11 protein-coding genes are annotated in these 14,420 nt (G+C 63.4%); 9 read left to right on the forward strand and 2 right to left on the reverse strand.

Annotated elements, in window-relative coordinates:
- The first annotated feature begins 73 nt into the window (after positions 1-73).
- From ACJ8QI_RS07455 to uilS, 3 genes are all read left to right on the forward strand, one after another.
- Positions 74-616: a (2Fe-2S)-binding protein gene (locus ACJ8QI_RS07455; RefSeq protein WP_060419070.1), complete on the forward strand. Its 543-nt coding sequence runs from the start codon at positions 74-76 to the stop codon at positions 614-616.
- Complete coding sequence (locus ACJ8QI_RS07460) at positions 609-4,181, forward strand: molybdopterin cofactor-binding domain-containing protein (RefSeq protein WP_442532287.1); 3,573 nt, start codon at positions 609-611, stop codon at positions 4,179-4,181. Before ACJ8QI_RS07455 ends, ACJ8QI_RS07460 begins: the two co-directional genes overlap by 8 nt.
- 99 nt (positions 4,182-4,280) lie before the next feature.
- On the forward strand, positions 4,281-5,141 hold the full coding sequence (uilS, locus tag ACJ8QI_RS07465; protein ID WP_193549492.1) for a UilS family quorum-quenching N-acyl-homoserine lactonase: 861 nt from the start codon (positions 4,281-4,283) through the stop codon (positions 5,139-5,141).
- Here uilS and ACJ8QI_RS07470 read toward each other — a convergent pair.
- The gene (locus tag ACJ8QI_RS07470; protein WP_442532288.1) at positions 5,125-6,030 is read right to left on the reverse strand and encodes a LysR substrate-binding domain-containing protein; all 906 of its coding nucleotides are present in this window, start codon (positions 6,028-6,030) and stop codon (positions 5,125-5,127) included. The genes uilS and ACJ8QI_RS07470 overlap by 17 nt on opposite strands.
- Positions 6,031-6,136: 106 nt before the next feature.
- On the opposite strand from ACJ8QI_RS07470, the gene ACJ8QI_RS07475 reads away from it, so the two are divergent.
- The 3 genes from ACJ8QI_RS07475 (at position 6,137) to ACJ8QI_RS07485 (ending at position 8,898) form a co-directional block, all read left to right on the forward strand.
- Positions 6,137-6,883: a sulfite exporter TauE/SafE family protein gene (locus ACJ8QI_RS07475; RefSeq protein WP_060419064.1), complete on the forward strand. Its 747-nt coding sequence runs from the start codon at positions 6,137-6,139 to the stop codon at positions 6,881-6,883.
- A 288-nt stretch (positions 6,884-7,171) separates the two neighbouring features.
- Positions 7,172-7,438 carry a hypothetical protein gene (locus ACJ8QI_RS07480; RefSeq protein WP_336843440.1) on the forward strand — a complete coding sequence of 89 codons (267 nt, stop codon included), beginning with the start codon at positions 7,172-7,174 and terminating at the stop codon, positions 7,436-7,438.
- Between the two features lie 395 nt (positions 7,439-7,833).
- Complete coding sequence (locus ACJ8QI_RS07485; RefSeq protein ID WP_442532289.1) at positions 7,834-8,898, forward strand: P1 family peptidase; 1,065 nt, start codon at positions 7,834-7,836, stop codon at positions 8,896-8,898.
- Between the two features lie 13 nt (positions 8,899-8,911).
- On the opposite strand, the gene ACJ8QI_RS07490 is transcribed toward ACJ8QI_RS07485, so the two are convergent.
- Positions 8,912-10,051: an acyltransferase family protein gene (locus ACJ8QI_RS07490; protein ID WP_442532290.1), complete on the reverse strand. Its 1,140-nt coding sequence runs from the start codon at positions 10,049-10,051 to the stop codon at positions 8,912-8,914.
- Positions 10,052-10,411: 360 nt separating this feature from the next.
- Here ACJ8QI_RS07490 and ACJ8QI_RS07495 point away from each other — a divergent pair, with 360 nt between their 5' ends.
- From ACJ8QI_RS07495 to ACJ8QI_RS07505, 3 genes are read left to right on the forward strand one after another with little or no spacing between them, the layout of a single operon-like run.
- Complete coding sequence (locus ACJ8QI_RS07495) at positions 10,412-12,634, forward strand: xanthine dehydrogenase family protein molybdopterin-binding subunit (RefSeq protein WP_089185937.1); 2,223 nt, start codon at positions 10,412-10,414, stop codon at positions 12,632-12,634.
- On the forward strand, positions 12,634-13,092 hold the full coding sequence (locus tag ACJ8QI_RS07500; RefSeq protein ID WP_060419049.1) for a (2Fe-2S)-binding protein: 459 nt from the start codon (positions 12,634-12,636) through the stop codon (positions 13,090-13,092). Before ACJ8QI_RS07495 ends, ACJ8QI_RS07500 begins: the two co-directional genes overlap by 1 nt.
- Positions 13,093-13,103: 11 nt before the next feature.
- A complete protein-coding gene (locus tag ACJ8QI_RS07505) occupies positions 13,104-14,408 on the forward strand; it encodes a c-type cytochrome (protein ID WP_442532291.1) in 1,305 nt (434 codons plus the stop codon).
- The last annotated feature ends 12 nt before the right edge of the window (positions 14,409-14,420 follow it).

The following is a 14,420-nucleotide window of genomic DNA, read 5'->3' on the forward strand; positions in this document are numbered from 1 at the left end:
ACGTCGGTTGCCTGGTGGTCGGTGGCGAGAGGCCAGCCCATAAGACCATCAAGTGCAGGCGGAGACGCGAACAATGGCGATATCTGAAGTGCAGTCGCCCAGGGAAGGCGCGAACACCACGCTGACGGAGCATCCGCTGATGCTGTCGGTGAACGGCGAACAGCTTCATGCGCAGGTGATGGCGGATACGCCGCTCTTGCTGGTACTGCGCAACGATCTGGCGCTCAACGGCCCGAAATACGGCTGCGGCCTGGGCGAATGCGGCGCCTGTACCGTGTTGATCGACGGCGTGGCGGCGCGCTCCTGCGTGATCCCGGCGCTCGGCGTGTCCGGCCGGGCGATCGTGACCCTGGAAGGCCTTGGCGATCGCCAGCGCCTGCATCCGGTGCAGCGTGCCTTTATCGAAGAGCAGGCGGCGCAATGCGGCTACTGCCTCAACGGCATGATCATGACCACCAAAGCCCTGTTGGATCGCAATCCCGCCCCGAGCGAGGCGGAGATCCGTCAGGCGCTGTCCGGCAACCTGTGCCGCTGCGGCACCCATCTCGAAATCCTGCGTGCGGTTCAGCGCGCCATCATTCTCTGCCGCGATGAGGACGCCCACGCTCATGACTGATTCCCGTCCCTCATCGCCGAGCCAGGCCGAATTGCTGCAGCGCGACGGCGTGCTGCTGATCGTTGACAGCGTGCAACCGCCGTCGGGGCCGGTACCAAAAGGGCAAACGCCGGTGCTGAAGCCCAGGGAGCAAGGGCTGTTTATCGCCCTGTGCGGCAGCGGCGAAATCTATGCCTTTAACGGCCATGTCGATCTCGGCACCGGCGTGCGCACCGCGCTCGGCCAGATCGTCGCCGAAGAGCTATACCTGCGCATGGATCAGGTGCGAATGGTGCTGGGCGATACCGAGCGCGCGCCGAATCAGGGCGCCACCATCGCCAGCGCCACGCTGCAGATCTCCGCCGTGCCGCTGCGCAACGCCGCCGCCGAAGCGCGCCGTTGGCTGTTGCGCCAGGCGGCGCAGCGCTTCGATGCGCCGGTGGAACAGCTGACGCTGGAAGAGGGCGTGATCCGCAGCCCGCAGGGGCAGGCGCTCAGCTACGCCGAGCTGGTGGCCGGCGGTCATGTCGAGCTGTCGATTTCCAGCGACGCGCCGCTGAAACCGCAGGCGGAGTATCGCCTGGTGGGCACCAGCGCCGCGCGCGTCGATATTCCGGCCAAGGCGACCGGCGAAACCACCTATGTACACGATATGCGCCTGCCGAACATGCTGCATGGCCGAGTGGTGCGGCCGCCCTATGCCGGTTACGACAGCGGCGAATTTGTCGGCACCAGCCTGCTGGCGGTGGACGAAACCTCGATCGCGCATATTCCCGGCATCGTCAAACTGGTGGTGATCGGCGATTTCATCGGCATTGTCGCCGAGCGCGAAGAGCAGGCGATCAAGGCGGCGCAGGCGCTGCAGGTCAGCTGGAAAGACTGGCGGCGCAATTTGCCGCAGATGACCGACGTGGCGCAGGCGCTGCGCGACAACCCGCATTCGACCCGGGTGGTGCACGATACCGGCGATGTGGACGCGGCGCTGGCGGCGGCCGACAGGCGTTTCACCCGCAGCTACCTGTGGCCGTATCAGCTGCATGCCTCGATTGGCCCTTCCTGCGCGCTGGCGGACTACCGGCCGGAGCGCCTGCAGGTCTGGTCAGGCAGCCAGAACCCGCACCTGCTGCGCGCCGATCTGGCCTGGCTGCTGGAATACCCGGAAGCGCAGATCGAGATTGTTCGCATGGAGGCGGCCGGTTGCTATGGCCGCAATTGCGCCGATGACGTCTGCGCCGACGCGGCGCTGCTGTCGCGCGCGGTGGGCAGGCCGGTGCGGGTGCAGCTGACCCGCGAACAAGAACATGTGTGGGAACCGAAGGGCACGGCGCAGCTGATGGAGGTGGACGGCGGGCTGGACGCCGCCGGGCACCCGGTCGCCTACGACTTTCGCACCTATTATCCTTCCAACGGCGCGCCGACGCTGGCGCTGCTGCTGACCGGTCGGGTCGAGCCGCTGCCGGTGGCCTATGAAATGGGCGACCGCACCTCGGTGCCGCCTTATGAGTATCCGGCGCTGCGCGTCAGCATCGAAGACATGGCGCCGATCGTGCGCGCCTCCTGGATGCGTGGCGTTTCCGCCTTGCCGAACACCTTCGCCCACGAATCTTATATCGATGAGCTGGCCCACGCCGCCGGCGTCGATCCGCTGGAATACCGGCTGCGCTATATCCATGACGAACGCGCCAGTGAGCTGATGCGCAGCACCGCAGAGCGCGCCGGCTGGACGCCGCATACCGAACCGATGCAGACCCCGGCGGAAGACGGCGTGCTGCGCGGGCGCGGCTTTGCCTACGCCCGTTACATCCACAGCAAGTTTCCCGGCTTTGGCGCGGCCTGGGCCGCCTGGGTGGCCGACGTGGCGATCGACAAAGCCAGCGGCGAAGTGGCGGTGACGCGCATCGTGGTCGGCCACGACGCGGGCATGATGGTCAACCCGGACGGTGTGCGCCACCAAATTCACGGCAACGTGTTGCAATCGACCAGCCGGGTGTTGAAAGAGCGCGTGACCTTTGAGGAATCAACGGTCTCCGCCAAAGAATGGGGGGCTTACCCGATCCTGACCTTCCCGGAGGTGCCGGAGGTGGACGTGGTGATGATGCCGCGCCCTTACGATCCGCCGCTGGGCGCCGGGGAGTCGGCGTCAGTGCCCAGCGCGGCGGCCATCGCCAACGCGGTGTTCGACGCCACCGGCATTCGTTTTCGCGAGCTGCCGATCACCTCGGATAAGCTGCGAGAGGCGCTGAACGGGCCGGACGCCGAGCGGCAGGCCGCCCTGCCCAAGAAAAAGAAGCGCGGTAAATGGTGGTTCGGCGGTGCGGCGGGGCTGTTCGGCGCGGTGCTGGGCATCGCGGGCAGCGCCCTGCCATGGCGGGCGGAGATCGCACCGGTGGCGACGCCCGGCGCCGGCACCTGGTCGGCCGCCACGCTGGAGCGCGGCCGCCAGTTGGCCGTCGCCGGAGACTGCGCGGTTTGCCATGCCGCGTCGGAAGGGGCGACCAACGCCGGCGGGCTGGCGATGGCGACGCCGTTCGGCACGCTCTACAGCACCAACATTACCCCGGACGTGGCAACCGGCATCGGCAACTGGTCGTTTACCGCGTTCGATCGGGCGATGCGCCAGGGCATCGCCCGCGACGGCCGCCATCTGTATCCGGCATTTCCCTACACCGCATTCAGTAAAATGACCGACGGCGACATGCAGGCGCTGTACGCTTATCTGATGTCGCAACCGGCGGTGCGCCAGAGCAATCCGGCCAATCAGATGCGCTTCCCGTTTAACCTGCGGCCGTTGATGGCGGGTTGGAACGCGCTGTTCCTGCGCCAGGGGGAATTTCAACCCGATCCGCAACAAAGCGCGCAGTGGAATCGCGGCGCCTATCTGGTCAATGGGCTCGGCCACTGCGCCGCCTGCCATTCGCCGCGCAATCTGCTGGGGGCAGAAAAGGGCGGCGCGGCTTTCCTGGCGGGGGGGATGGTGGACGGGTGGGAAGCGCCGGCGCTGAATCAATTGGCCAATGCGGACAAGCCCTGGACCGAGGAGCAGCTGTTTCAGTACTTCCGCAGCGGGCATTCCGCCGAGCACGGCGTGGCGGCCGGGCCGATGGGGCCGGTGGTCAGCGAACTGGCGACGTTGCCGCAGAGCGATCTGCGGGCGATGGCCAACTATGTGATGTCGCTGAGCACCAAGACGACGCTGAATGTGGAACCGCAGGCGCAGTTGGCGGCCCGCGCCTTGCCGGCGGCGGGGCAGCTGGCCGGCGAGCGGTTGTTTCAGGGCGCTTGCCAGGCCTGCCACAGCGCCGCTGCCGGTGGGCCGCAGCTGTTCGGCGTCAGCCCGGATCTGGCCAATAACACCAATATCTTCAGCGATCGCCCCGATAACCTGATCAAAGTGATCCTGCAAGGGATCCCCAAACCGGCCACCGCCGAATTGGGCTTTATGCCGGGCTTTAAGGACAGCTTTTCCGATCGGCAGGTGACGGCGCTGGTGAATTATCTGCGCCAACGCTATGCCGGCGACAAACCGGCCTGGCGCGACGTGGAGGCGCAGGTGGCGCGGCTGCGCGCGGAGCCGGGGAATCATTAACATTGTAAATTGTTACATTGGGTTATTGACTGGCGGCGCTCATTCGGGGATTAATGTTAGCCTGATTTTTACCTTACCTATAAAAAACAGGAAGTTAACATGGCATTAACCACGCATAAAATGGAAAGCGGCCTGGCCGTAACAGTTCGTTTACCTGATAACCCGGCCAAGGTTCCGGCGATTATTCTGTGCCACGGCTTCTGCGGCATTCAGGAGCTGTTGCTGCCGGCCTTTGCCGAGGCCTTCGTCAACGCCGGTTTTGCGGCGGTGACGTTTGACTATCGCGGCTTCGGCGCCAGCGAGGGCGAACGCGGGCGGCTGGTACCGGCGCTGCAGATTGAGGATATCCTGGCGGTGAGCCGGTGGGTGCAAACGCAGCCGCAGATCGACAGCGAGCGCATCGGCCTGTGGGGCACGTCGTTTGGCGGCTGCCACGTGTTCGGCGCTGCCGCGGCCGAGCCGGCCATCAAGTGCGTCGTTAGCCAGCTGGCCTTCGCCGACGGGGAAACCATCGTGACGGGGAAAATGGCCGCCGATGAAAAACAGGCGTTCATCGCCACGCTGGACAAAATGGCGGAGAAGAAACAGGCCACCGGCAAAGAGATGTTTGTCGCCGTCACCCGGGTGTTGAGCGATGACGAGTCGAAGGCGTTCTTCGAGGAGAACAAGGTGCGTTACCCGGCGATGGACATCAAGATCCCGTTCCTGACCGTGCGCGAAACGCTGCGCTATCAGCCGCGTGACAATGCGGCGCGAGTCACATGCCCGGTACTGGTGGTGGTGGCGGGCGGCGATACCGTGAATCCGCCGGAGCAGGGCATCGCGCTGTATGAGGCGGTAGGCAGCGCGAAGAAGGCGCTGCATGTCGAGCAGAATGCGAAGCACTATGACATGTACGCCGGCCCGCATTTTGCCGGCATCATCGGCCGTCAGATTGCCTGGTTCAACGACCACCTGTAATACCGCCTTCCCCGTGGCGCAGGAACGCCACCAGCCGCTGCGCCGGCAGCGGCAGCTGCGCCCATTCGCGCACCACCAGCGACAGGCGCCGGGTCGCCCAATCGTCCGTCAGCGACAGGGCGCCGTGTCGGATCTGTGGATGGCGTTGGGCGCTCTCTTCCGGCACCACCGCCAGCCCGGCGCCGCGCCACACCATGCGGCAGATGGCGTCGAAATTAGCGGCGCGCGCCCGTAGCCGCATCGGGCCGCCGCTGCGTATCGCCAGCTGTTCCAAATGCTGTTGCAGCGCGCTCTCTTCCGGCAGGCCGATAAACTCAAAAGACAGGGTGTCTGCGAAGCTGACCGTGCGGCGGCCGCTGAGCGCATGCCCCGGCGGCAGCGCCAGCACCAGACGATCCTGCCGAAAAGGATAGCTTGCCAGCCCGCGCAGATCGGCGTGATCCGCCACGATGCCGATATCCGCCGCCTGTTCGGCAATCGCCTGCGCGATGACCGGACTGGGCAGCTCCTCCAGCGCGATGTCGGTGTGCGGGTGCAGCACCAGAAAATCCGCCAGCAGCTCCGGCAGAAAAGCGTCGGCGGCGACGGTATTGGCGACGATGCGCAGCTGGCTGCGCTGGCCCGGCGCGAACTCGGCCATCTCGCCCCGCAGCCGGTCGCGCTGTTGCAGCAGCACGCGCGCGTGCTGCAACAGGCGTTCACCGGCCGGCGTCGCCTGGACGCCGCGCGGATTGCGCGTCAGCAACGCCACGCCGGCCTGTTGCTCCAGCCCGCGCATGCGTGCGCTGGCGGCGGCCAGCGACAGCCCGACGCGCTCGGCGCCGGCGGTGATGCTGCCGGTCTCGAGCACCGCCGCCAACAGCCGCAGATCGATAAAGTCAAAATGCATGCGTTCTTCCTCTGTCTTTGCCGCAGGCAGGCTCTGCCATTGCCGCATTGTGCCGCGCCGCGCCGCCGGCCACAATCGGGCCGTTGATTGCCATAAGGATAGACGCATGTCGCTGACGTTACTCGAGATTATCGCCCTGACGGGCATTTTTACGCTGGCCGGCACGGTCAAGGGAGCGATCGGCCTGGGCTTGCCGACGGTGTCGATGGGGCTGCTCAGCCTGATGATGCCGCCGGGGCAGGCCGCCGCGCTGCTGCTGTTACCTTCACTGGTCACCAATCTGTGGCAGTTGCTGTGCGGGCCGCGGCTGGGAGCGCTGTGCCGCCGGCTCTGGCCGATGATGCTGTGCGTCACGCTGGGCACGTTGCTGAGCGCCGGCGCGCTCACCGCCACCGACGGCCGCCTGGCGCCGCTGGCGCTGGGCGTTTGCCTGATCGGCTATGCGCTGTTGGGATTCACCCGTTTCGACTGGCGCGTTTCCGCCACGGCGGAGCCTTGGCTGGGGCCGCTGTGCGGCCTGGTGACCGGTGCGCTGACCGGCGCCACCGGCGTATTCGTCATACCGGCGGTGCCCTATCTGAACGCCTTGGGCCTGGCGCGTGACGATCTGGTGCAGGCGCTGGGGCTGTCGTTCACCGTCTCGACGCTGGCGCTGGCCGCCGGATTAGCCTGGCATCAGGCGCTGCCCGGCGCGCTGCTCGGCGGTTCGCTGCTGGCGCTGCTGCCGGCGCTGGGCGGCATGTGGCTGGGCGGGATCGTGCGTCGTCACAGCAGCCCGCTGATTTTTCGCCGCCTTTTCTTTATCGGGTTATTAATCTTGGGAATTGAGATTGTTTGGCGTTCAATTAATTAAATCGATAGCATTTATGTGTAATTAGGTCAGGTATATTATTCTGTATTTTATTCTAATATGATTATTTCCAGCATTGAGAATACACTTTCAGTCATTCTTGTCAAAAAACAGCCCTTGTGGCAGCGGTTACGGAGCCAGTGGTTTCTGGGGGAATGGCAGCTCTACAGGAAATGGGTATGGCGGCAATGGCACTGGACCGGGAGAGGCCAGAGAATCCGGAACCAAACGCTAATTAACCGCTGCAATCCTAACACAGAAGTAAAATTCTGTGCTTTTATGGGGGATATGATGAGTAAATATGTTGTTTTTATAAAGAGTGATGAGTCAAGGGTGCTGAGAAAGGAAGTGGTTACACGAGAAATAATTAAAGATATGAAGCAAAAGGGGTTCAGAAAGCATCATGTTGAAGTAGACGCTGAGAACGAGAATGATGCCATTAACAAACTAAATAAGAACAGCAATGACTATTTGGACTCATTGAGAAACTTTTCCGGTGATTTATTACTCTGTTCTATTTTTGTCACTGCTATGGTCATGGTTTATTTATTCAGATGAGCCATAATCCAGTTTTGAATCATTCAATTTTTTATACTATACGATTGCCCGCTAAAACCCCAATAAGGCTCAGGCCTGCGGCCCACCTCAAATGGTCTCCTGTATGCCGGAGAGGAGGCCTTCGCCGATTTTGCTCTCCCGTTCTTCATACCCGCCGTGGGCGATGACCCTGCCTTTGCCGTGCGTGAGGTCGCAGCGCTTGCACGCTTTCAACACCCGTTGTTTCACTCGATAGCGGCGTCGCCCTGGCCGTAGAGGCGGCAAAAAAGTGGTGCAGGCAATGAACGGTGATGGGGCCAGGCTATTTTTGCTGCCCGCTTCGGCTTTCAATTTACGGCGCGGCGTATTGCGCGATATTCTGGTTTTCTGATGGGCTAACGGCGGATGAGGGAACCATGATAGACAGCCAGGTGTTTGAACAACAAAGCCTCGACAATCTGCTGAGCTATTGGCGGCGCCATCGCCGCCTGCCGGGCGCGCGCTATCCGGCCGGGCCGACCGACAGCCTGTGTGACGTGCCGGGCGTCAGCGTCGGGCATCACACCTTGGCCGACGGCGACTGCCAGACCGGCGTCACCGCCATCGTGCCGCCGGGCGATCTGTTCAACCAACCGTTGCCGTGCGGCAGCGCGGTGCTCAACGGCTTCGCCAAGCCGCTGGGGTTGGTGCAATTGAATGAGCTGGGGGAGTTGCAGACGCCTATTCTGCTGAGCAACACCTTCGCCGTCGGCACGCTGTTCAACGCCATGGTGCGGCGCAGCTGCCTGCGCTACCCGCAGATCGGCCGCGGCAGCGCCACCATCAACCCGCTGGTACTGGAGTGCAACGACGGCTACCTCAACGATATTCAGGCGATGGCGGTGCGTGAGGAGCACGTCTTCAGCGCGCTGGATAACCATTCCACCCGCTTTGCGCGCGGCAGCGTCGGCGCAGGGCGCGGCATGAGCAGCTTCGGCCTGAAGGGCGGCATTGGCACAGCCTCGCGCTATTGCCCGGGGTTAGGCACCATGCTCGGCGTGCTGGTGCTGGCCAACTTCGGCACCCTCGACTCGCTGACGCTGAGCGGCGTGCGCGTTGGCCCGGCGCTGGGCAAGCTGTTGGCGGATCCGCCGCCGCAGGTGGACGCCGGCTCGGTGATTATTATCATCGCCTGCGATCGGGCGCTGGACAGTCGCCAGCTGAACCGCATCGCCCGCCGAGCGGGCGCGGGCCTGGGGCGGGTGGGTAGCCATTGGGGGCATGGCTCCGGCGATATCGCGCTGGCGTTTTCCACCCGATTGCTGGGAGCCACGCTGCCGGACGAAAGGCTGGAGCCGCTGTTTGCGGCGGCGGCGGATGCCACCGAATACGCGGTGCTGGATGCGTTGCTGAGTGCCGAAGGCGTCAGCGGCTTCCAGCAGCATGCGCGCGCAGCGCTGGGCCCGCTGCTCGACCGGCTGGCGGCGGGCGGCACAGCCTGACGCTCGGTGTGCGCTAAACGAAAGGTGCTACCGGTTTTTTCGGCTTACTCTTCCTGCCAAGCGCTCTTAACGGCATTTCAATGATTCTGTAATTGAATTCCGACATCAGCAGCGTTGCGGTCAAGAAAAACGTCAGGTACAGGGCGGTATGCAGGCCGTCGTAGCGGGTGGCGGCGGAAAAGAAGAGGATTTTGGTTAGGGCCAGCGCGACCACATGGGTTAAATAGATAGAGTACGATCGGGACCCGATGTAATCGCAAAACACGCGGACGGCGGGATAGCTTGAAAAGCAACCGCGGTTATAGCTGGCGAGTAACACTAAAGAGCCGGAAACCATGGCGGTGATACCGACCGAAAAACTGAGGAGCGGTTGAGGGCTGGAAAGCAACGCCAGTAAGAGCAATGCGATCATGAAAGCCCCGGCGCAGAAGGTTTTGCTCTCAAGCAGTCTGGGGCAGGGGCGTGACGAGGGGGCGTTATGTGCAAAGATGGCAATAATGACGCCCAGTGCGACCGCATCCGTTCGTAACGGCCACATGACTGGCGTTGCCGCGTTCAATGTTCTCGGCAAGAAAACTTGGGTGATGAAAACGATAAAGAAAAAGAGCGCAAGCTTCCTGTCAGTCAAGAAGAAAGCGAGTAGGGGTAAGAGCAGATAAAACTGATTCTCTAATGACAAACTCCAGTAAATGCCAAGTTCGCCGCAGGTGCCCGCCGGCCGACACTCGATAAAGTAAAAGTTCTGCGTTTGAGTAAGGGCATGCAACGCCGAGGAGGACATGCTCTCAAAGGGAATAATCTGACCTTTCCCGCCCCAAATAGAGGCCAGCAGCAGAACGATAACGATCCAGAAAATAGCCGAAGGCATGAGTCGCCAAAAACGTTTTTTCCAGAATGGCACGGTAAAATTGACAAAAGCACTGAGGCTTTTGTCTTTTGGCACCGTTGACAAAATTGACGAAGTGATAATAAAGCCCGATACGCAGAAGAAGAGATCGACGCCGCTGCCGAAGCGTGCATAGTCCAGAATTCGCCAGTAGCGCGAATCCGGGCTGAGTATCCCCGCGACATGCGCCAGAATGACGAAAACGATCGCGACGGTTCTCAATACTTCAATATCATGATTTTTTTTCGATATGGCGGGTTGCTGCATGAAAAACATCCAAAATTAACCAAATGGTGACGATGTATTTTGGCCGGGAGTATATCCTATTCCAAGGCCGGGAACGTAAACCTGAAGGTAATGCAACGCATTGTTGCTCGACGGGCCAGAAGCCGTGCACGGCGTCGATCAGATTTATGGCCAGACGGCGCGCCGATAGCAGCCCCGCCGGTGCACCGCACGATTTCTCAACGAAAAATCCCTTATCAAGATTAGGCCTGCTGGATAATAGGCTACGCTAATTATTGCTCTGTTGCGCTATATCACCTGACGGGTGCGACAAGCCATTCCATAACAAGATTTGTTTCGCCGAAGGCAGTGACGCCTTCGGCTTTTTTGGAGTCATGAGCAATGAGCATATCCCAAGTTCCGCTTTCGCGGCGGCGGTTTATCGTCGGCGCCGGGGCGTTGGTGATCGGCGCCTATCTGCCGTCCACCGGCGCACTGGCGCGTTCGGCTGCCCCGGCCGCCTCCGGCGCGGCGGCGTTTGACGCCAACGCCTTCGTTCAGATCGGCGCCGACGGCGTCGTCACCGTGATCAGTAAACACACCGAAGTGGGCCAGGGGGTCTATACCGGCATGGCGACGCTGGTCGCCGAAGAGCTCGATGCCGACTGGGCGCAGGTACGGGTCGTCGCCGCGCCGGTGGACACCAATATCTACAAAAACCTGACCTTCGGATTCCAGGGCACCGGCGGTTCCAGCTCGGTGGCCAATGCCTATGAGCAGATGCGGCGCATGGGCGCCATGGCGCGTGCGCTGCTGGTGCAGGCCGCCGCACAGAGTTGGAAAACCTCGGCGCAGGAAATTACCGTGCAGGCGGGCAAGATCCGCCATGCCGCCAGCGGGCGCGAGGCGGGCTTCGGCGAATTCGCCGCGCTGGCCGCCACGCTGCCGCCGCCCGATCCCGCCAGCCTGACGCTGAAGGATCCGGCCAATTTCACCCTGATCGGCAAAACGCGCGGCCTGCACCGCGTCGATTCGCTGGCGAAAACCAACGGCAGCGCGCAGTTCTCGCAGGATATCCATGAGCCGGACATGTTGACCGTCACCATCAAGAAGCCGCCGCGCTTCGGCGGCAAGGTGGCGACCTTCGACGCCGAACGGGCGCTGGCGGTGCCGGGGGTGGTGGCGGTGAAGCAAATCGCCACCGGCGTGGCGGTTTACGCCAAAAACACCTGGGCGGCGATCCAGGGGCGGGAGCGGCTGAAGGTGACGTGGGACGACGCGCAGGCCGAACGGCGCAACACCGAGGAGATCTACGCCGAATTCCGCCAGGTGGCGCAGAAAACCGGCGTGGTGGCGAAGAGTCTCGGTAAGCCGGACGAGGTGTTCGACAAGGCCGACAAGGTGATCGAGGCCGAATACACCTTCCCGTACGTCGCGCACGCGCCGATGGAGCCGCTGGACGGCTATCTGTTCTGGGACGGTGAGAGCGTCAAGGCGCGCTACGGCTGCCAAATCCAAACGCTCGATCACAAGCAGCTGTGCGATCTGTTCGAGTTGCCGCCGGACAAGGTGCAGATTGAAACCATTCTGGCGGGCGGCAGCTTCGGCCGGCGCATCGATTTAGGCAACCCGACGCTGGGGCCGGATCTGGCGGCCGACATGGCGGCGGCGGCCAAGGGCATCGGCCCCGGCCACGGCGTGAAGGTGGTATGGACGCGCGAGGACGACATCCGCAACGGCTGGTATCGCCCGATGATCCTGCACCGCCTGCGCGGGGCCATCCGCGGCGGCAAGGTGGTGGGCTGGACCGATACCGTGGTCGGCCACTCCTGGACGCGCCACAGCGCGATGGATGCGCTGGTGGTCAACGGCCTCGATCAGATGATGGTCGAGGGTGCCAGTGAGGTGTCATACACCTTCGAAGCCTTCCGCTGCGATGCGCACATCGTGCCGGGCAAGGTGCCGACCACCTCGCTGCGGTCGGTGGCCAGCACCCACACCGGCCACGCGGTGGAGAGCTTTATCGATCAGCTGTTGCAGGAAACCGGGCAGGATCCGGTCGAAGGGCGGCTGGCGCTGATGGGCGATGCGCCGCGTGCGGCGGGCGTGCTGCGCGCGGTAGCGAAAGCCGCTGACTGGCAGGGCGCGAAAGTGGTGGACGCGCGCGCGCGCGGCGTGGGCGTCGCCAAGGCGTTCGATACCTATGTGGCGCAGGTGGCCGAGGTCTCGATCGGCGAAGGCGGCATCCCGAAAGTGCACAAGGTGTGGTGCGCGGTGGACTGCGGCGTGGCGGTGAACCCCGACGTGATCCGCGCGCAGATCGAGGGCGGCATCGGCTACGGCCTGAGCATGGCGCTGTACGGCAATATCACGCTGAAAGATGGCGTGGTCGAACAGTCCAACTTCAATAACTTCCGCCCGCTGCGCATCGATGAGATGCCGGAGATCGAGGTGATCATCGTGCCCTCGAGCGAGAAACCGACCGGCGTGGGCGAGCTGGGGGTGCCGACCATCGCCCCGGCGGTCGGCAACGCGCTGGCGCTGCTCGGGCGGCCGCGCACCTCGCTGAGCCTGCCGCTGCATAATCCTACCGCGAACCCGGCGTCTGACAAGGAGAGAACCTGATGATTCAATTAACCGTAAACGAGCAGCCGCTGACCTTCGAGGGCGATCCGCATATGCCGCTGTTGTGGTTTTTGCGTGACGAAGCCGGCCTGACCGGCACCAAGTTCGGCTGCGGCATCGCCATGTGCGGCGCCTGTACCGTGCATCTGGACGGTGTGCCGGTACGATCGTGCATGACGCCGGTCTCCGCCGCCGTCGGCAAAAAAATCACCACCATCGAAGCCGTGGGCGCCACGCCGGAAGGCAAGGCGGTGCAGGAAGCCTGGCTTGATCTGGATGTGGTGCAGTGCGGCTACTGCCAGTCCGGCCAGATCATGAGCGCCACCGCGCTGCTGGCGCAAAGCAAGGATCCGAGCGATGCGGACATCGACGCGGCGATGGGCGGCAACGTCTGCCGCTGCGCCACCTATGTGCGCATTCGCGCCGCCATCCACCAGGCCGCCAAGGCGTTGGGTTAGGGAGAGATGCGATGAGCAATGCCTTGAAAGGGCTGTTATGGCTGATTATCACCGTGGTGGTGTTGGCGGGAGGATACGCGCTGTACACGCTGCTGCGGCCCACCGGCGCGGAGCCTGCGGCGCCGATCGCCGGGGCGCCGGCCGGCATCACCGATAAACTGGCGCGCGGCGAGTACCTGGCGCGCGCCGCCGACTGCGTGGCGTGCCACACCGCGCCGGGCGGCACGCCGTATGCGGGCGGCTTCGCCTTCAAACTGCCGTTCGGCACCATTTACGGCACCAACATCACCGCCGACAAGGAGACCGGCATCGGCAACTGGAGCGACGATCAGTTCGTGCGCGCGGTGCGTGAGGGCATCGGCCCGCAGGGCAACCTGTATCCGGCGATGCCGTACACCTCGTACACCGAACTGAGCCGCGACGACGTGCTGGCGATCAAGGATTATCTGTTCAGCCTGCCGCCGGTGAAGCAGGCCAACCCGCAAAACGATTTGTCGTTCCCGTTCAACCAGCGTTGGGGCATGAAATTCTGGAACCTGGCGTTCTTCCATGAGCAGCGCTTTGCGCCGGATCTCAACAAGGACGAGCAGTGGAACCGCGGCGCCTATCTGGCGACGGCGCTCGGCCACTGCGGCGAGTGCCATACGCCGCGCAATCTGGGGTTCGGCCTCAACCAGAGCAAGCACCTGAGCGGTGAAGTGGTGCAGGGCTGGTTCGCCGCCAACATCACGCCGGATAAGCAGACCGGCATCGGCGGCTGGAGCGACCAGCAGCTGTCGCAATATCTGGCCACCGGCCATGCCCCGGGGCGCAGCAGCGCCGCCGGCCCGATGGCGGAAGCGGTGGAAAACAGCCTGCAGTTCCTGACGCCGGAAGACAATCTGGCGTTGGTGAAATACCTGCGCGATATCGAACCGATCGCCGGCGACGGCGCGGCGGCGGTGAACCTGCAGCCGAAGGGCGCGGGGGCCTCCACGCCGATCCTGCCGGGCGGGCAAGACAGTTCGCTCGGGCGCCGGGTATTTGCCAACGACTGCAGCGGCTGCCACCAGTGGAACGGGCCGGGCCGCCAGAGCGAGTATGCGTCGCTGGTGGGCAGCACGGCGGTGAACGATCCGCAGGGGCGCAGCGTGGTGCAGGCCATTCTGAAGGGGACGAGCATCAGCATCGGCGATCGGCATGAAATGATGCCGGCGTTCGGCAGCGCCTATTCCGACGAGGAAGTGGCGGCGGTCGCCAACTTCGTGGTCGGCCACTTCGGCGATAAGCAGGGCAACGTCACCGCCAAACAGGTGGCGGAGCAGCGCAAGCAGTAGCGCATCGCGGCC

This window comes from Serratia sp. CY84636 (assembly GCF_052166245.1).
Lineage (GTDB): Bacteria > Pseudomonadota > Gammaproteobacteria > Enterobacterales > Enterobacteriaceae > Serratia > Serratia nevei.

Excerpts from the sequence above, each read along its gene's own strand:
- ACJ8QI_RS07455 (WP_060419070.1), top strand. The coding sequence starts at position 74 with ATGGCGATATCTGAAGTGCAGTCGCCCAGGGAAGGCGCGAACACCACG.
- ACJ8QI_RS07460 (WP_442532287.1), top strand. The coding sequence starts at position 609 with ATGACTGATTCCCGTCCCTCATCGCCGAGCCAGGCCGAATTGCTGCAG.
- uilS (WP_193549492.1), top strand. The coding sequence starts at position 4,281 with ATGGCATTAACCACGCATAAAATGGAAAGCGGCCTGGCCGTAACAGTT.
- ACJ8QI_RS07470 (WP_442532288.1), bottom strand. The coding sequence starts at position 6,030 with ATGCATTTTGACTTTATCGATCTGCGGCTGTTGGCGGCGGTGCTCGAG.
- ACJ8QI_RS07475 (WP_060419064.1), top strand. The coding sequence starts at position 6,137 with ATGTCGCTGACGTTACTCGAGATTATCGCCCTGACGGGCATTTTTACG.
- ACJ8QI_RS07480 (WP_336843440.1), top strand. The coding sequence starts at position 7,172 with ATGAGTAAATATGTTGTTTTTATAAAGAGTGATGAGTCAAGGGTGCTG.
- ACJ8QI_RS07485 (WP_442532289.1), top strand. The coding sequence starts at position 7,834 with ATGATAGACAGCCAGGTGTTTGAACAACAAAGCCTCGACAATCTGCTG.
- ACJ8QI_RS07490 (WP_442532290.1), bottom strand. The coding sequence starts at position 10,051 with ATGCAGCAACCCGCCATATCGAAAAAAAATCATGATATTGAAGTATTG.
- ACJ8QI_RS07495 (WP_089185937.1), top strand. The coding sequence starts at position 10,412 with ATGAGCATATCCCAAGTTCCGCTTTCGCGGCGGCGGTTTATCGTCGGC.
- ACJ8QI_RS07500 (WP_060419049.1), top strand. The coding sequence starts at position 12,634 with ATGATTCAATTAACCGTAAACGAGCAGCCGCTGACCTTCGAGGGCGAT.
- ACJ8QI_RS07505 (WP_442532291.1), top strand. The coding sequence starts at position 13,104 with ATGAGCAATGCCTTGAAAGGGCTGTTATGGCTGATTATCACCGTGGTG.